Origin of the sequence: Peterkaempfera bronchialis (assembly GCF_003258605.2) — a bacterium.
Classification (GTDB): domain Bacteria; phylum Actinomycetota; class Actinomycetes; order Streptomycetales; family Streptomycetaceae; genus Peterkaempfera; species Peterkaempfera bronchialis.
In genome coordinates this window covers 1044196-1061546 of record NZ_CP031264.1, presented here as the reverse complement: position 1 = coordinate 1061546, position 17351 = coordinate 1044196, and the positions used below count along the sequence as shown (strand labels likewise).

Below are 17351 nucleotides of genomic sequence, written 5' to 3'. Positions count from 1 at the left end.
GGCGGCGCCGGCTGTGCCGCCGCCCCCGGCCCCCTCGGCCGCACCGGTCCCGACCGGTCCCACCGGCCGCACCGGACCGACCAGCACCACACCGACAGAGAGCCAGGCCATGGCCATAGCCGACACCGCCCCGGACGCCACCGCAGCCCCCGACGAGCCGGCGATCCTTGAGGCCCACGGGGTGACCAAGCACTTCCCGGTCAAGCGCAAAGGACGCGAACTGCTCACCCGCTCCGCGCGGACCGTGCACGCCGTCGACGACGTCTCCCTGGAACTGCACCGGGGGCGCGTCACCGCCCTGGTGGGGGAGTCGGGCTCCGGCAAGTCCACCGTCGCGCGCCTGCTGGCGCAGCTGTACCCGCTCACCGCAGGCGAGATCCGCTATGCCGGCGAGCCGTCCCGGGCCGGCCGGGGCCGCCGCTTCCGCGCCTGGTGCAGCAAGGTCCAGCTGATCTTCCAGGACCCCTTCGCCTCCCTCAACCCGGTCCACACCATCCGCTACCACCTCACCCGCGCGCTGCGCATCCACGGCCGCGCCGGCCGGGACCGGGCCGAGCTCGAACAGAATCTGCACGCCCTGCTCACCCAGGTGCAGCTCACCCCGCCCGAGCGCTATATCGACGCCTTCCCGCACGAACTCTCCGGCGGCCAGCGGCAGCGGGTCGCCATCGCCCGTGCGCTGGCAGCCGACCCCGCCGTGCTCCTGGCCGACGAGCCCGTCTCGATGCTGGACGTCTCCATCCGGCTCGGCGTGCTCAACCTCCTCGCCGACCTCAGGGAGCGGCTGCGGCTCGCCGTCCTCTACATCACCCACGACATCGCCTCCGCCCGCTACTTCGCCGACACCACCCTGGTGATGTACGCGGGCCGGATGGTCGAGGGCGGAGACAGCGAGACCGTCACCCAGCAGCCCGCGCACCCCTACACCCGGCTGCTCATCGCCTCCGCCCCGGACCCCGACCGGGTGATCGCGGACGGCACCGAGCAGCAGGCCCCGCCCGGCGAACCACCGAGCCTGATCACACCCCCGGCCGGCTGCCGCTTCCACCCGCGCTGCCCGTCGGCCATGGAGCGCTGCCGCACCACCGTGCCGCCGCGCTTCGACCTCCCCGAGGACGGCCACTGGGCCGCCTGCTGGCTGTACGACGGCACCGAGTCCGGAGCGGAGGGGCAGGCATGAAGTACCTGCTGCGGCGGATCGCCTTCTACCTCATCACCGCCTGGGCCGCCATCACCCTCAACTTCATCATCCCGCGCCTGATGCCGGGCGACCCGGTGCAGGCGCTGATCGCGCGCTTCCAGGGACAGCTCTCCACCAAGGCGATCGACTCCCTCAACATCCTCTTCGGGCTCGACCAGCACAAGAGCATCTGGCAGCAGTACATCGAGTACTGGTCCAACCTGCTCCACGGCGACCTGGGACTCTCCTTCACCTTCTTTCCCACCCCGGTCTCCGAGGTCATCAGCCAGCAACTGCCGTGGACCCTGGCCCTGGTGGGCACGACCACGCTGATCAGCTTTCTGCTCGGGACCACCCTCGGCGTCTTCGCCGGCTGGCGGCGCGGCTCCTGGATGGACAGCCTGCTGCCCGTCGCGACCTTCTTCTCCGCCATCCCGTACTTCTGGCTGGGCCTGATCGCCATCGCCCTCTTCGCCGGTGTCTGGCATGTCTTCCCGGCCGCCCAGGGGTTCGACAACGGGCTGGTCCCCAGCATGTCCTTCGACTTCGTGGCCAGCGCGGTCTACCACTCCGTGCTGCCCGGCATCACCATCGTGATCAGCGCCATGGCCACCTGGATCCTCGCCATGCGCAACATGATGGTGACCGTCTCCTCCGAGGACTACGTCACCGTCGCCCACGCCAAGGGCCTCTCCGAGCGGCGGGTGATGTTCTCCTACGCGGCCCGCAACGCCGTGCTGCCCTCCATCTCCGGCTTTGCGCTCTCGCTGGGCTTCATCGTCGGCGGCACCCTGCTGGTGGAGATGGTCTTCTCCTACCCCGGCATCGGCCTGGTGCTGCTCCAGGCGGTCGGTGCCAAGGACTACCCGCTGATGCAGGGCATCTTCCTCATCATCACGCTCTCGGTCCTCGCCGCGAACCTGCTGGCGGACCTGGCCTACATGTTCCTCGATCCCCGCACCCGGCGGGAGGGCTGACACCATGACCGTCCAAGCCAGCGACCCCGCCGTCGCCACCTCCGAGCCGCCGCCCGGCGATCCGGCCGGCGGCATCGCCCGCGCCCGCCGCAGCCGGCTGACCTTCCTCCGCAACGGCAAGGCCGTGACCGGCCTGGTGATCCTCGGCATCTTCGCCGTACTGGCCGTCATCGGCCCCTGGATCGCCCCCTACGACCCCTCCGGGATGAGCAACGACATCCTCCAACCGCCGTCCTGGAAGCACCTGCTGGGCACCACCCAGACCGGCGAGGACATCGCCTCGCAACTGCTGGTCGGCACCCGGGGAGTCCTGGTCGTCGGCTTTGTCGCCGGGTTCTTCGCCACCGTGATCTCGGTGCTGGTCGGCGTCACCGCCGGCTTCCTCGGCGGCCTCGGCGACGAACTGCTCTCCCTGCTCAGCAATGTCTTCCTGGTCATCCCCGGACTGCCGCTGATCATCATCATCACCTCCTTCCTCCCGGACGCGAGCGACGTCATCATCGCGGTGGTCATCTCCGTCACGGCCTGGGCCTGGGGCGCGCGGGTGCTGCGCGCCCAGACCCTCTCGCTGCGCCGCCGCGACTATGTGGAGGCCGCGCGGGCCACCGGCGAGTCCACCTGGCGGATCATCGTCTTCGAGATCCTCCCCAACCTCACCGCCATCATCGCCTCCGGCTTCGTCGGCACCGTCATCTTCGCCGTGCTCTCCGAGATCACCCTCTCCTTCATCGGCGTCGCCAACATCTCCAACTGGAACTGGGGCACCGTCCTCTTCTGGGCCCAGAACAACCAGGCCCTCGCCCAGAACGCCTGGTGGTGGTTTGTCCCCGCCGGCCTCTGCATCGCCCTGCTGGGCACCGCCCTCTCCCTGATCAACTTCGGGATCGACGAGTTCGTCAACCCCCGTCTGCGCACCGCCGGCCGCTCCACCGGCGGCAGGGTCCGCATGCGCACCGGCTTCACCCCCGTCGTCCGCACCGAGCAGAAGGGCGACCGGGCATGACCACCCCGACCCTGCAACGCACCCCCGTGCTGGAGATCCGTGGCCTGGACGTCGACTACGGCCTCGGCGAGGCCGCCGTCCACGCCCTCCAGCACATCGACCTCACCCTGCACCGGGGCGAGGTGCTGGGCCTGGCCGGGGAGAGCGGCAGCGGCAAGTCCACCCTGGCCTACGCCGTCACCCGGCTGCTCTCCCCGCCCGGCGTCATCACCGCCGGAGAGGTCCGCTACCACCCGCGCGACTCCGCCGAACCCCTGGACATCCTGGACCTCACCCCCCAGCAGCTGCGCGCCTTCCGCTGGAACGAGACCTCCATCGTCTTCCAGGGCGCCATGAACTCGCTCAACCCCGTCCACAAGGTCTCCACCCAGCTCACCGACGTCCTCAAGGCCCACCGCCCCTCCATGTCACGCGCCGACCGGCAGGCCCGCGCCCGGGAACTGCTGAAACTGGTCGGCATCGCCGCCGACCGGCTGGACAGCTACCCCCACCAGCTCTCCGGGGGCATGCGCCAGCGCGTCATGATCGCCATGGCGCTGGCGCTCGACCCCGAGATCGTCATCATGGACGAGCCCACCACCGCCCTGGACGTGGTGATGCAGCGTCAGATCCTCCAGCAGCTGGTACGGCTCCGCGAGGAACTGGGCTTCTCCGTCGTCTTCATCACCCATGACATCTCGCTGCTCATCGAGTTCTCCGACCGCATCGCCATCATGTACGGCGGACGCATCGTCGAGCAGGCGCCCGCCGCCGACCTCTACCGCGACGCCCACCACCCCTACAGCCACGGACTGCTCCACTCCTTCCCCGGACTGCACGGCCCCCGCCGCGCACTCACCGGCATCCCCGGCTCACCCCCCGACCTCAAGGCCATGCCGACCGGCTGCGCCTTCCACCCCCGCTGCCCCAAGGTCCACGAACCCTGCCAGCGGCTGCTCCCCGTACTCACCCCGCACTCCGACACGCCCGACCGCTCCGTCGCCTGCTGGCTGCACCACCCCCCGCAGGGCCGCTGACCGGCCCACACCCCACGCTGCCGTGCCCCGCCCTCCTCCCCGGGCGGGCACGGCAGCACCCCTGCCCGGACACCCACCACTCCGTATCCGAACCCTTGAGGACAAGCATGGACGCCACCACTGACATCCGCCCCGCCGAAGCCAACGCCGCAGCCACTGCCGCAGCCGCGACGGACGCCGCCGCCGGCCTGCCCGCCGACTTCCTGTGGGGCGTGGCCACCTCCTCGTACCAGATCGAAGGCGCCGTCGCCGAGGACGGCCGCACCCCCTCCATCTGGGACACCTTCTGCCGCGTCCCCGGCGCCGTGGTCGACGGCGAGAACGGCGACACCGCCTGCGACCACTACCACCGGATGCCCGACGACGTCGCCCTGATCGCCGGCCTCGGCGTGGACTCCTACCGCTTCTCCATCGCCTGGCCCCGGGTCCAGCCCGGCGGCCGAGGCCCCGCCAACGCCGCCGGCCTGGCCTTCTACGACCGCCTGGTGGACGAACTCCTCGCCAAGGGCGTCCTCCCCTGGATCACCCTCTACCACTGGGACCTCCCCCAGGAGCTCGAAGACGCCGGCGGCTGGCCCACCCGTGACACCGCCCACCGCTTCGCTGACTACGCCGAGCTGGTCATGGACGCCCTCGGCGACCGGGTCCGCCACTGGACCACCCTCAACGAGCCCTGGTGCTCCGCCATGCTCGGCTACGACCAGGGCGTGCACGCCCCCGGCCGCACCCACTTCCCCGACGCCATCAAGGCCGTCCACCACCTGCTGCTCGGCCATGGCCTCGCCGCCCAGCGGCTGCGCGCCGCCGCCCCGGAGCCGATCCAGCTCGGCATCACCCTCAACATGGGCAACGCCTACCCCGCGAGCGACCGCCAGGCCGACCGGGACGCCGCCCGCCGCGCCGACGGGCTGGGCGCCCGGCTCTACCTGGACCCGCTGATCCACGGCCGCTACCCCGCCGACGTGATCTCCGACCTGGCGCTGCGCGGTGCCGAGATCCCCGTCCAGGACGGCGACCTGGCGGCCATCTCGGAGCCGCTGGACATGCTGGGCGTCAACTACTACTCCAGCCATGTCTTCTCCGGCACCCCGGAGGACGGCGAGCCGGAGACCCGGCCCTCCGGCGAGCCCTACTCCCGCATCGTCCCGCAGAACCTGCCGGTCACCGCCATGGGCTGGGACATCATCCCGCGCGGCCTCACCGACCTGCTGACCCGCCTCGGCCGCGACTACCCCGGCCTGCCGCTCTACATCACCGAGAACGGCGCCGCCTTCGACGACACCGCCGACGCCGACGGCCGCGTCCAGGACGACGACCGCACCGCCTACCTGGCCGACCACATCCGGGCCGTCGCCGCCGCCCGCGCCGCCGGAGCCGATGTCCGCGGCTACTTCGCCTGGTCCCTGATGGACAACTTCGAGTGGGCGTACGGCTACGACAAGCGCTTCGGCCTGGTCCGGGTCGACTACGACACCCAGCGGCGCACCCTCAAGCAGAGCGCCGAATGGTACCGCGACACCGTGCGGCGCAGCCGCGAGCAGCGCGGCTGACATAGCATCAGCACGGGCCCGCGCCCCGCCGCCCCCCTGACCGGTCCGGGTGCGGGCTCCGTGCTGCCCGCCAGGCGACCGCGGCTAGGCGACCACGGCCATCCCATGCGGCGTGCCGTTCAGCCGGCGGCCGCCGTCCTCGGTGCAGACCACGATGTCCTCGATCCGCACCCCGAAGCGGCCCGGGAGGTAGATCCCCGGCTCGATCGAGAAGCACATCCCCGGCACCAGCGGCAGCTCCTCGCCCTCCACCAGGTACGGCGGCTCATGGGTGGTCACCCCGATGCCGTGCCCGGTGCGGTGGATGAAGTACTCCCCGTACCCGGCCTGGTCGATCACCGACCGGGCCACCCGGTCGACCTGCTGGCAGGCCACCCCCGGCCGCACCGCCTCGAAGCCGGCCTGCTGCGCCTCCCGGACGACGTCATGCACCCGGCGCTCCTCGGCGGTGGGTTCGCCGACGTGCACCGTACGGGTGGTGTCGGAGCCGTAGCCGTGCTTGAGCCCGCCGAAGTCCAGCACCACCATGTCGCCGTCCCGGATCACCCGCTCGCCCGCCTCATGGTGCGGGTTGGCGCCGTTGGGGCCCGAGCCGACCACGGTGAAGTCGACCTGGCTGTGCCCGTGCTCCAGCAGCAGCGCCGCCAGGTCTGCGGCGATCTCGGACTCCCGCCGCCCGGCGAAGCGCACCCTCAGCACATCCTCGTACGCGGCGTCGGCGGCGGCCCCGGCGGCCGCCAGCCGCTCCAGCTCGGTCGCGTCCTTGACCGCGCGCAGCATCGGCAGCGCCTCGCTCAGCGCCGCGTACGCCGTCCCCGGCAGGGCCCGCTGAAGCCCCAGCAGGTGCTGGGCCCAGGAGGAGTCGGAGATCCCGTAGCGGCCCTCCGGGCGCAGCAGCGCCGCTGCGGCGGCGTAGGGGTCCTGGCCGTCCTTCCAACCGCCGATGGCGACCGCCCCGGCGCCCGGGGCCGCCGCCGCGTCGCCCTGCTCCAGGGCCGGGACCAGCAGCGTCGGCTCCCGGTCGGGGTCGAGCACCAGCAGGGTGAGCCGCTCGGTGGTCGCGGTGGGCAGGTAGCCGGTCAGCCAGGCCAGGTCGGGGCCGGGCATGACGACCAGTCCGGCCAGTCCCGCCTCGGCTGCGGTCCGGGCGGCGCGGGCCATCCGGGCGGCGTAGTCGTCGCGGGTGAAGGGTGCGGGGGGCGGGGTGCCGGTGTCGGTGTCGGACATGGTGGTGCCTCCGGGGCCTCCCGGGCGGCTGCGGTCCGCGCCGGGAGGCGTCGTGGTTCAGTGGTGGAAGGCCGTGCGGGGCTCGACGCCCAGCTGCTGGAGCGGCTTCGGCTGGTGGTGCAGTTCTTCGACCAGTCTGCCGAGGTCGGTCAGCAGCAGGTCGGCGAGGTCCTGCGAGAAGCCGTTGCGGCAGACGATACGCAGCACCGACAGGTCCGCGCGATGCTCCGGGAAGGCGTACGCGGGGACCAGCCAGCCGCGCTCGCGCAGCCGCCGCGACACATCGAAGACGTCGAAGGCGGTGACATCGTCGGCGGTGGTGAAGGCGAAGACCGGCAGCTGGTCGCCCCGGGTGAGCAGCCGGAAGCAGCCCAGCGCCTCGATACCGTCGGCGAGCCGCCCGGCCACGTCCCGGGACGCCTGCTGCACGGCCCGGTAGCCGTCCCGGCCGAGCCGCAGGAAGGTGTAGTACTGGGCGACCACCTCGGAGCCGGGCCGGGAGAAGTTGAGCGCAAAGGTCGGCATGTCGCCGCCGAGGTAGTTCACCCGGAAGACCAGCTCCTCGGGGAGCGCCTCCTGGTCGCGCCAGAGCGCCCAGCCCACGCCAGGAAAAACCAGACCGTACTTGTGGCCGGAGGTGTTGATGGAGGCAACGCGCGGCAGCCGGAAGTCCCAGACCAGCTCCTCGTCCAGGAACGGCGCCACCATCGCGCCGGAAGCGCCGTCGACATGGACCGGCACATCCAGGCCGGTGCGCTGCTGGAGGTCGTCCAGGGCGGCGCAGATGTCCTGGACCGGTTCATAGCTGCCGTCGAAGGTGGAGCCCAGCACGCCGACCACGCCGATGGTGTTCTCGTCGCAGAGCCGCACCGCCTGCTCGGCGTCGAGGTGGTAGCGCTCGCCCTCCATCGGGGCGAGCCGGGGTTCGACCTCCCAGTAGGCGCAGAACTTCTCCCAGCAGACCTGCACATTGATGCCCATCACCAGGTTGGGCCGCGCCCCGGCGGCGTACCGGTCGGCGTTGCGGTGCATCCAGCGGCGTTTGAGCGCCAGCCCGGCGAGCATGCAGGCTTCGCTGGAGCCGGTGGTGGAGCAGCCCACGGCCTGGGCGGGGTCGGGGGCGTGCCAGAGGTCGGCGAGGATGGCCACGCAGCGCCGCTCCAGTTCGGCGGTCTGCGGGTACTCGTCCTTGTCGACCATGTTCTTGTCGAAGCACTCGGACATGAGGGTGGCCGCCTGGGGTTCCATCCAGGTGGTGACGAAGGTGGCCAGGTTGAGCCGGGCGTTGCCGTCGAGCAGCAGTTCGTCATGGATCAGGCGGTAGGCGGCGGACGGCGTCATGGGCCCGTCCGGAAGCCGGTGCAGCGGCGGAGCGACCGCCATGGAGCCCACCGGGTCGGTCTCCCCGAGGAAGGGGTTGACGGCGAGTCGCCGGTCGTCGTCCCGGCCCTTGTGCAGCGCCACGCTGGGTTCCTCTCCTCGACCGTGCTGGTGCCTCCACCGTGGCACCGCCGCCGGGCGGGCGCACCCGGAATCCGCAAGGAGTACGGAACGGGCACCGCCCCCGGGCGGGTGCCCCGCGCCCCGCCGCCGGGTACGTATTCCCCATGCCGACGAGCACCGACCACCGCTGGTGGCGCGACGCCGTGATCTACCAGGTCTACGTCCGCAGCTTCGCCGACTCCGACGGCGACGGCCTGGGCGACCTGCCCGGCGCCGCCGCCCGCCTCGACCACCTCGCCGCCCTCGGCGTGGACGCCGTGTGGCTCACCCCCTTCTACCCCTCCCCGCTCGCCGACGGCGGCTATGACATCGCCGACCACTGCGATGTGGACCCCCGGCTGGGCACCCTCGCCGACGCCGAGACGCTGATCGTCCGCGCCCATGAGCGCGGTCTGCGGGTACTGATCGACCTCGTCCCCAACCACACCTCCGACCGGCACCCGTGGTTCCGTGCCGCGCTCGCCGACGGCCCCGACTCGCCCGCCCGCGCCCGCTATGTCTTCCGCGACGGCAAAGGCCCCGACGGCGCGCTGCCCCCCACCGCCTGGCGGGCCAAGTTCGGCAGCCCCGCCTGGCACCGCGTCCCGGACGGCCAGTGGTATCTGCATATGTTCGCCCCCGAGCAGCCCGACCTGAACTGGGCCGAACCCTCGGTCCGCACCGAGTTCAGCAGGATCCTGCGGTTCTGGCTGGACCTCGGCGTGGACGGCTTCCGCATCGACGTCGCCAACGGCCTCGCCAAGGACCTCGCCGACCCACTGCGCGACCTCGGCCCCTCCAACGACCTGCGGATCATCAACCAGCACCCCGACCACCCTCTGGAGGACCGCGAGGAGGTCCATGAGATCTACCGCGACTGGCGCCGCCTCCTGGACACCTACCGACCGCCGCGCGCCGCCGTCGCCGAGGCATGGCTGCCCCACCCGCGCCGTGCCCGCTACACCCGCCCCGACGAACTGCACCAGGCTTTCAACTTCGACTTCCTCACCACACCCTGGAGCGGCACCGCCTTCCGCTCCGTCATCGACGCCTCGCTGGCCGCCGACGGCGAGCACGGCTCCGCCACCACCTGGGTGCTCTCCAACCACGATGTGGTTCGGCACCGCTCCCGCTACGCCCTGCCGCCCGGCGCCGACAGCGACGCCTGGCTGCTCGCCCCGGGCGGCGATGTGGAGGGTGCCGACGGCGCCGACGACACCCTGGGCCGCCGCCGGGGGAGGGCCGGCACCCTGCTGATGCTGGCCCTCCCCGGCTCCGCCTACCTCTACCAGGGCGACGAACTCGGCCTGCCGGAGGTCGCCGACCTGCCCGCCGACGCCCTCCGGGACCCCACCTGGGAACGCTCCGGCCACACCCGCAAGGGCCGCGACGGCTGCCGCGTCCCCCTGCCCTGGACGCCGACCGGGCCCTCGTACGGCTTCGGCCCGGGACCGGCCTGGCTGCCCCAGCCGCCCACCTGGGCCGACCTCTCGGTGGCGGCCCAGACCGGCGCCCCCGGCTCCACCCTGGAACTGGTACGCACCGCCCTGCGGCTGCGCCGCACCCACGGCGGCGACGGCACCCTCCGCTGGCTGGACCAGGGCGACCCGGCGCAGCTGCTGGCCTTCCGCCACTCCCGCGGCCTGGTCTGCGCCGTCAATCTCGGCAGCCGCCCGCAGCCCCTGCCACCCGGCGAACTCCTGCTCACCTCCGACCCGCTGACCGGCGGACTCCTCCCGCCCGACACCGCCGCCTGGCTGCGCTACCCGGACTCCTGACGGCTGGTCAACCGGTCAGCCGACCACCGCCAGCGCATCGACCTCCACCAGCAGCTCCGGCCGGATGAGCGCGGCGACCTGCATCGCCATGCTCGCCGGCGGGCGCTCGGTGTCGATCACCTCGTCCCGGGCGATCCGGACGGCGGGCAGATAGGCCGTGTCGGTGACATAGAAGGTCAGCTTCACCACGTCGGCGAAGGTCGCACCGGCTGCGGCGAGGCAGCGCCGCAGGTTCTCGAAGACCTGCCGGGCCTGCGCCGCCGGGTCGCCGGGCCCCACCAACTCGCCGTGCTCGTCCACGGCGATCTGCCCGGAGACGGCGACCAGCCGCCCGCTGCCGGAGACCACATGGCTGTAACCGGTGCCGGGCGCGACCCCGGCGGGCGCGGCGAGATGGGTGAGGCGGGTGGTCATGGCTTGGCTCCTCGCGAGGGGACCGTACAAGGCGGCGGACGCCGCCCGGCCCCATCCTCACCGTCCCGCCGGCCGCCCGACACCGAATATCCCCCTGCCCCGCCATATCCCCCGCCCCGCCCCGGAGGCGCCGCCCGCACGGCCCCGGGCCCCGGCCGGTGCGGTTTCGCCCCCGGCTGACCGGGAACCCGCAGAGCAGCCCGCCCGCGAGGTCAGGAGGAACCCGCCGTGAGACTGACCGACCTGCGCCCCCTGTACGGGCACCCCGGCCCCTGGGCCAGCGCCTACGCCGACATCGGGGGAGACGCGGAGGACGCCCGGCAGGCCATCCCGCTGCGCGCCCGCTCCGCTCGCGAGCAACTGCTGGAGCAGGGCGCCGACCCCGCCACCGCCGACGCGGTGCACCAGGCCATCACCGAGCTGCGCGGCTCCCCGGGCCGCCGCGGGCTGGCCGTCTTCGCCACCGGAGGGCGGGTCGTGCACAGCGAACCGCTGCCCGACCCGCCCCCGGCCACCCGGGCGGTCTGGGCGCCGCTGCCGCATGTGATGCCGCTGCTGGTGCAGCGCGGCGAGCAGATCCCGCACCTGCTGGTCGCGGTGGACCGCACCGGCGCCGACTTCAGCGTCTGGAGCCTGGGCGCCGGCGGCCGGGAGACGCCCGAGGACGCCCAGGAGGTCCAGGGCAGCACCGACCCCATCCACAAGAGCCACCCCGGCGGCTGGTCGCAGCCCCGCTACCAGCGGCGGGCCGAGAACACCTGGGACCGCAACGCCCGCTCGGTGGCCGCCGAGGCCGCCGCCGTCGCCGAGCGGTTCGCGGTGGAGGCGATCCTGGTGACCGGCGACGTCCGGGCGGTGGCGCTGCTCCGTGAGCATCTGCCCGCCCGGTGGCAGGAGACCGTCACCGAACTGGACACCGGAGGCCGCGCCGAGGGGACCAGCCCCGCCCATATCGAGGCCGCCCGGCAGGCGGCGGTCGCCGCCCGCGCCGCCCGCCCCCGGATGGCTGCGGCCGACCGGTTCGCCCAGGAGCTGGGCCGCCACGGCCTGGCCGTCGAGGGCGTGGGCCCGGTGGTCAACGCGCTGGCCGAGGGCAAGGTGCTCACCGTACTGCTGGAGGACCGCCCCGAGTCCGAGGCCCGGCTGTGGATCGGCCCGGACCCCGGCCAGCTGGCGCTCTTCAGCGAGGACGCCCGACTGCTCGGCGTGGAGGTGCCGCAGCAGGACCGGGCCGACGCCGCCATCGCCCGTACGCTGGCAGCCACCGCCGCCGACCTGGTGGTGCTGCGGCCGGGCGACGGCGCCAAGCCCGCCGACGGCATCGGGGCGCTGCTGCGCCACGAGTGACCGAACGACGGCAGTCCGTACGGTGCCGCCCCAGCGAGGGAACCTGATCGGTTACGTCCGAACCTGTGGGAATCAGCCCGTCGGCCCCACCCCTGCGGCGGCGCCCGTGCGACGCCGCATCTCCGGCCGTGCCACGTGGGCCGTCCCGGGGAGCGGGCGGGGACATTCGGTGGCGATCCTTGACAGGGACCCGATCAGTTGGTGCGATCTGAACGCTTGCGTTCGGTTGTGTTCCCCCGATCCCCCTCGGGAGGGGTTATGGCGCACTCATCCGCCGACGGATCACCGACGTCCGGGTCCACCACGACGCACCATCCCGCCCCCGCACGGCTCTCCCGCCGCGCCCTGCTGCGCACCACCCTCGCCGGCGCCGGGGCGGTCGCACTCCCCGCGCTGCTCGCCTCGTGCAGCAGCGGCCCCAGAAGCTCCGGCGACAGCGACAGCGACAGCGGCAGCGGCACCGCCACGCTCGGCTCCAACGCCTCGGACCCGCTGCCGCGCCAGGCGTACCGCGACGTCATCGCGGGCTACCAGGCGAAGAGCGGACACCGGGTGGAGGTCCGCACCACGGACCACAACACCTTCCAGGAGAACATCAACCGCTATCTCCAGAGCCGGCCGGACGACGTCTCCATGTGGTTCGCCGGATACCGGATGCAGTTCTTCGCGGCGAAGGGCCTGCTCGATGACATCAGCGACCTCTGGCAGGGCTTCACCGGGTTCTCCCAGGCGCTCAAGGACCAGTCCACCGGCCAGGACGGCAAGCAGTACTTTGTGCCGTACTACTTCTACCCATGGGCCGTCTTCTACCGGAAGAGCGTCTTCCGGCAGCACGGCTACCAGGTGCCGAAGACCTTCGACCAGTACACCGCCCTCGCCAGGCGGATGCAGAAGGACGGCCTGGTGCCCTTCGCCTTCGGCGACCGGGACGGCTGGCCCGCCATGGGCACCTTCGACTACCTGGACCTGCGCGCCAACGGCTATGCGTTCCACCGTTCACTGATGGCCGGCCAGGAGTCCTGGACCGACCCCAGGGTGCGGCATGTCTTCGACCTCTGGCGGGGCCTGATGCCCTACCACGACCGGGGTGCCAACGGCCGCACCTGGCAGGAGGCCGCCCAGAGCCTCGCCCGGAAGAAGACCGGCATGGCCGTCTTCGGACTGCCCCACCCCGGCCAGCAGTTCGCCGAGGCCGACCGGGGCGACCTCGACTTCTTCGCCTTCCCCGAGATCGACCCGCAGTGGGGCCAGGACTCGGTCGAGGCGCCCATGGACGGCTTTCTGCTGCCGCACCGGGGAGGCAACAAGGACGCCGCCCGGGACCTGCTCGGCTACCTCGCCACGCCCGCCGCCGAGGAGACCTACATCTCCGCCGACCCCAACAACATCGCGGTCAACTCCGGCGCCGACACCAGCGGTTACAACGCTCTCCAGAAGAAGGCCGTCGAGCTGGTCTCCAGCGCGGCCCATGTCTCGCAGTTCCTCGACCGCGACACCCGGCCCGACTTCGCCTCCACCGTGATGATCCCGGCCCTCCAGACGTTCATCAACGACCCCAAGGACATCGACGGCCTGGTCAACGACATCGAGCGGCAGAAGAAGTCCCTCTTCGCCGACGAGGGCTGAGGGCGAGGGGAGCACCGTGTCGGACACCTCCCACCGGACCGCCGTCCGCCTCCGTGGTCCGCGCGCCCGCCGGTCCCGCATCCGCCGGTTGAGCCGCCGGGACCTGCTGGTGCTGGGCCTGCTGCTGGGCATCCCGGTGCTGCTCGACCTGGCCCTGGTCTGGGGCCCGGCGCTGGCCTCCGTCGGCCTCTCCTTCACCTCCTGGGACGGCATCGGTGCCATCCACGGCGTCGGCGGGCGCAACTACGCCGACGCCACCGGCAACTACCCGCCGTTCTGGCCGGCGGTCCGCCACAACCTGATCTGGCTGGGCTTCCTCGCCCTGGTCGCCACCCCGCTCGGCCTCTTCTTCGCCGTCCTGCTGGACCGCTCACTGCGCTTCAGCCGCTTCTACCGGAGCGCCGTCTACCTGCCGGTGGTGCTCTCCCTGGCGGTGATCGGCTTTATCGCGCAGCTGGTCTTCTCCCGGGACCAGGGCGCGCTCAACGGCCTGCTCGGGCGCACCGGCGACCCGGTCGACTGGATCGGCGACCCCGGCATCAACCTCTGGGCCGTACTGCTGCTGGCCGGCTGGCGGCACACCGGCTATGTGATGATCCTCTACCTGGCCGGGCTGAAGTCCGTCGACCCCTCCCTCAAGGAGGCCGCCGCCATCGACGGGGCGAGCGAGGCCCAGGCGTTCTTCCGGGTGGTGCTGCCCACCCTGCGGCCGGTCAATGTCATCGTCGGTGTCATCACCGTCATCGAGGCGCTGCGCGCCTTCGACATCGTCTACGCCGTCAACCACGGCCGCAACGGCCTGGAACTGCTCAGTGTGCTGGTCACCGACAACATCATCGGCGAGGCCAGCCGGATCGGCTTCGGTTCGGCCATCGCGGTGCTGCTGCTGGGGGTCTCGCTCGTCTTCATCATCGGCTACCTCGCCCATGAGCTCAGCGAGGGCCGCAGCGGCAGCGCCAGTGGCAGCGGCAATGGCAGGGGCACCGGTCGACCGGCCCGCCGGCGCCGGGGAGCAGGGGGAGACCGCCCATGACCGCACTCGCCGCCCCACCCGCCCCCGGCCTCGAACCGGACGGCACCGCCCCCGCCCCCGCCGCCGGGCCCGGGTCCGCCCCGCCCGGCTGGTCCTGCACGCCTTCCTCTGCGTGGTCGCCCTGGGCTGGCTGGCCCCGGTGCTGCTCGCCGTCTACGCCTCGCTGCGCCCGTACCAGGAGACCGCCAGGGACGGCTACTTCTCGCTGCCGCGGCACCTCAGCCTGGACTACTACCGGCAGGCGTTCACCCAGTCCGGGATGGGCCACCACTTCGCCAACTCGCTGATCATCGCGGTGCCCGGGGTGGTGGTGACCCTGCTGCTGGCCTCCTTCACGGCCTTCGCGGTGGCCCGGGTGCGGATCCGTGGCGGGGTCTTTCTGCTGGTCGTGTTCACGGCCGGGAACCTGCTGCCGCCGCAGGTGCTGGTGACGCCGCTGTATGTGATGTTCAACCACATCGCGCTGCCCTACGCGCTCTCCGACTCCCAGGTGCTCTATGACTCCTACCTGGGGGTGATCGCCATCCAGGTCGCCTTCCAGCTGGGCTTCTGCGTCTTCGTCCTGACCAACTTCATGCGGGCGCTGCCCGAGGAGATCACCGAGGCGGCCATCGTGGACGGCGCCGGGGTGTGGACCCAGTACTGGCGGATCACCCTGCCGCTCTGCCGACCGGCCCTGGCCGCCCTGGCGACACTGGAGTTCACCTGGATGTACAACGACTTCCTCTGGGCCCTGGTGCTCATCAACGACCCGGAGAAGCTGCCGGTCACCAGTGCGCTCAACAATCTGCGCGGCCAGTTCTTCACCGACTACAACCTGCTGGCGGCGGGTTCGGTGCTGGTCGCCCTGCCCACGGTGCTGGTCTTCTTCCTGCTCCAGCGCCACTTCATCGCGGGCCTGACCCTGGGAGCCGGCAAGGGGTGACACCGGGTGGCGGGAGTCCGTCCGGCGGACTCCCGCCACTGGCCACAAGTCGCCGGGAACACCACTTGTCACTTCCGACAGCGCCCGTGGAGACTGATCCCGGCTTGACATGTACGCGACGTAAGGCCGCTTACCCGGCGGCTGCCGCGTACCGGGCCAATCCGCGCCCGCCGACCGGCGGGCCCGGGCACGCCCCCCGTGTCCGCTCCTCAAGTCTCCAGGGAGACCCGCGTGAGGAACAGTCGCACCCTCGGCCGCCGCACCAGCCTGCTCGCCACCGCAGCAGCAGCGGTGCTGGCCGCAACCGCCCTCGCCCTGCCGCAGGCCCAGGCCGCCACCCCGGCCCAGGCCCTCAGCCCGCAGCAGGTGTCCACCCTCTCCGCCCAGGTGCAGCAGCAGCTCGGCGACGCCCACTCCGCCGGCTCGTATGTCGACGGCGGCCGGCTGGTGGTCACCGTCACCGACTCCGCCTCGGCCGCCAAGGTGCGCGCCCAGGGCGCCGAGGCCAAGCTGGTCACCCGCAGCGGTGCCCAGCTCAAGGCCGCCACCGACGTCCTCGACCGCACCGCCCGCATCCCCGGCACCGCCTGGGCCGTGGACCCCGCCACCAACCAGGTCCTCATCTCCGTCGACTCCTCGGTGACCGGCGCCAGGCTCGCCAAGCTGGAGAAGGCCGCCGAGGCGCTCGGCTCCGCCGCCCGGATCGAGAAGGTGTCCGGCACCTTCTCCCCGCGCATCGGCGGCGGCGAGGCCATCTACGGCGGCGGCTACCGCTGCTCGCTGGGCTTCAACGTGAGGAGCGGCTCCACCTACTACTTCCTCACCGCCGGACACTGCGGCAACGTGGCGTCCACCTGGTACTCCAACTCGTCGCAGAGCAACAAGATCGGCTCCACGGTCCGCTCCACCTTCCCCGGCAAGGACTATGCCCTGGTGCAGTACAGCACCAGCGGTGCCCAGCCCTCCAACGTCTACCTCTACAACGGCTCCTACCAGACCATCACCTCCGCCGCGACCCCGTCGGTCGGCCAGACCGTCTACCGCAGCGGCAGCACCACCGGCGTCCGCAGCGGTACCGTCACCGCGCTCAACGCCACCGTCAACTACGCCGAGGGCTCCGTCTCCGGCCTGATCCGCACCTCGGTCTGCGCCGAGGGCGGCGACAGCGGCGGCGCCCTCTACGCCGGCACCGTCGCCTACGGCCTCACCTCCGGCGGCAGCGGCAACTGCTCCTCCGGCGGTACGACCTACTTCCAGCCGGTCACCGCCGCGATGAGCGCCTACGGCGTGACCCTGCCCTGACCCCACTCCGCCCCGCACCCCACGGGCCCCGAGCGCCGCGCGCGCCCGGGGCCCGTGGCCATCCGCTCTACCCTGGGCCTCCGACACCCAGCCCCGCCCGCTCTGCCTCGCCGATCGGAGTCCTGTGGACCACGCCGCCTGGAATACCGTCGACTCGCTGGTCGCCTGGCTCGACGCCGGAAGCGACCTGCCGCCGGAGACCCGCACCATCCTCCAGATCCTCAAGATCACCGAGGAGGCCGGAGAGGTCGCCGAGGCCGTCATCGGCGCCACCGGCCAGAACCCCCGCAAGGGCTACTCCCACACCTGGGAGGACGTCCAGGCCGAACTGTGCGACGTCATCGTCACCGCCATGGTCGCCCTCACCCGCGTCAACCCCGACGCCCGCCAGGTCTTCGCCGACAACCTCAGCCGCATCGCCGCCCGGTCCCTCGCCGGCCCGGCCCCGGCAGCCTCACCCGAGCCTCGCTGACCCCGGTCACCACCGCTCC

General features: G+C 72.2%; 15 protein-coding genes. 12 read left to right on the top strand and 3 right to left on the bottom strand.

Annotation, left to right across the window (positions count from 1 at the left end; translation table 11 throughout):
* Positions 1-109 precede the first annotated feature (109 nt).
* From C7M71_RS04615 to C7M71_RS04595, 5 genes are all read left to right on the top strand, one after another.
* Positions 110-1180, top strand: coding sequence for an ABC transporter ATP-binding protein (locus tag C7M71_RS04615; protein ID WP_111491022.1), 1071 nt, complete (start codon positions 110-112; stop codon positions 1178-1180).
* On the top strand, positions 1177-2157 hold the full coding sequence (locus C7M71_RS04610) for an ABC transporter permease (protein WP_111491021.1): 981 nt from the start codon (positions 1177-1179) through the stop codon (positions 2155-2157). The genes C7M71_RS04615 and C7M71_RS04610 overlap by 4 nt, the downstream gene beginning before the upstream one ends.
* A gap of 4 nt (positions 2158-2161) precedes the next feature.
* Complete coding sequence (locus C7M71_RS04605; RefSeq protein WP_111491020.1) at positions 2162-3160, top strand: ABC transporter permease; 999 nt, start codon at positions 2162-2164, stop codon at positions 3158-3160.
* Complete coding sequence (locus tag C7M71_RS04600; RefSeq protein ID WP_111491019.1) at positions 3157-4176, top strand: ABC transporter ATP-binding protein; 1020 nt, start codon at positions 3157-3159, stop codon at positions 4174-4176. The genes C7M71_RS04605 and C7M71_RS04600 overlap by 4 nt, the downstream gene beginning before the upstream one ends.
* Positions 4177-4283: 107 nt before the next feature.
* Positions 4284-5726 (top strand): GH1 family beta-glucosidase, encoded by a 1443-nt coding sequence (locus C7M71_RS04595; protein WP_111491018.1) that lies wholly within the window; start codon positions 4284-4286, stop codon positions 5724-5726.
* Positions 5727-5810: 84 nt separating this feature from the next.
* On the opposite strand, the gene C7M71_RS04590 is transcribed toward C7M71_RS04595, so the two are convergent.
* Together C7M71_RS04590 and C7M71_RS04585 are read right to left on the bottom strand one after the other, a co-directional pair.
* Positions 5811-6953 carry an aminopeptidase P family protein gene (locus C7M71_RS04590; RefSeq protein WP_111491017.1) on the bottom strand — a complete coding sequence of 381 codons (1143 nt, stop codon included), beginning with the start codon at positions 6951-6953 and terminating at the stop codon, positions 5811-5813.
* Between the two features lie 57 nt (positions 6954-7010).
* Positions 7011-8417 carry a glutamate decarboxylase gene (locus C7M71_RS04585; protein ID WP_111491016.1) on the bottom strand — a complete coding sequence of 469 codons (1407 nt, stop codon included), beginning with the start codon at positions 8415-8417 and terminating at the stop codon, positions 7011-7013.
* 143 nt (positions 8418-8560) lie between these two features.
* Here C7M71_RS04585 and C7M71_RS04580 point away from each other — a divergent pair, with 143 nt between their 5' ends.
* The gene (locus C7M71_RS04580; RefSeq protein ID WP_111491015.1) at positions 8561-10213 is read left to right on the top strand and encodes a glycoside hydrolase family 13 protein; all 1653 of its coding nucleotides are present in this window, start codon (positions 8561-8563) and stop codon (positions 10211-10213) included.
* A 15-nt stretch (positions 10214-10228) separates the two neighbouring features.
* Here the strand turns inward: C7M71_RS04580 and C7M71_RS04575 are convergent, their stop codons facing one another.
* Positions 10229-10627, bottom strand: coding sequence for a RidA family protein (locus C7M71_RS04575; RefSeq protein WP_111491014.1), 399 nt, complete (start codon positions 10625-10627; stop codon positions 10229-10231).
* Positions 10628-10855: 228 nt separating this feature from the next.
* On the opposite strand from C7M71_RS04575, the gene C7M71_RS04570 reads away from it, so the two are divergent.
* The 6 genes from C7M71_RS04570 to C7M71_RS04545 all read left to right on the top strand — a co-directional run bounded on the left by C7M71_RS04570 (position 10856) and on the right by C7M71_RS04545 (position 17332).
* Positions 10856-11974: a baeRF2 domain-containing protein gene (locus C7M71_RS04570; protein WP_111491013.1), complete on the top strand. Its 1119-nt coding sequence runs from the start codon at positions 10856-10858 to the stop codon at positions 11972-11974.
* 258 nt (positions 11975-12232) lie between these two features.
* Entirely contained in the window at positions 12233-13600 is a 1368-nt protein-coding gene (locus C7M71_RS04565) for an ABC transporter substrate-binding protein (RefSeq protein ID WP_111491012.1), read from the top strand.
* 16 nt (positions 13601-13616) lie between these two features.
* Positions 13617-14633, top strand: coding sequence for a carbohydrate ABC transporter permease (locus tag C7M71_RS04560; RefSeq protein WP_111491011.1), 1017 nt, complete (start codon positions 13617-13619; stop codon positions 14631-14633).
* Positions 14572-15558 (top strand): carbohydrate ABC transporter permease, encoded by a 987-nt coding sequence (locus C7M71_RS04555; protein WP_114914185.1) that lies wholly within the window; start codon positions 14572-14574, stop codon positions 15556-15558. Before C7M71_RS04560 ends, C7M71_RS04555 begins: the two co-directional genes overlap by 62 nt.
* Before the next feature lie 231 nt (positions 15559-15789).
* Complete coding sequence (locus C7M71_RS04550; RefSeq protein ID WP_111491009.1) at positions 15790-16860, top strand: S1 family peptidase; 1071 nt, start codon at positions 15790-15792, stop codon at positions 16858-16860.
* 124 nt (positions 16861-16984) lie between these two features.
* The gene (locus tag C7M71_RS04545) at positions 16985-17332 is read left to right on the top strand and encodes a MazG-like family protein (RefSeq protein ID WP_111491008.1); all 348 of its coding nucleotides are present in this window, start codon (positions 16985-16987) and stop codon (positions 17330-17332) included.
* Positions 17333-17351: the final 19 nt, after the last annotated feature.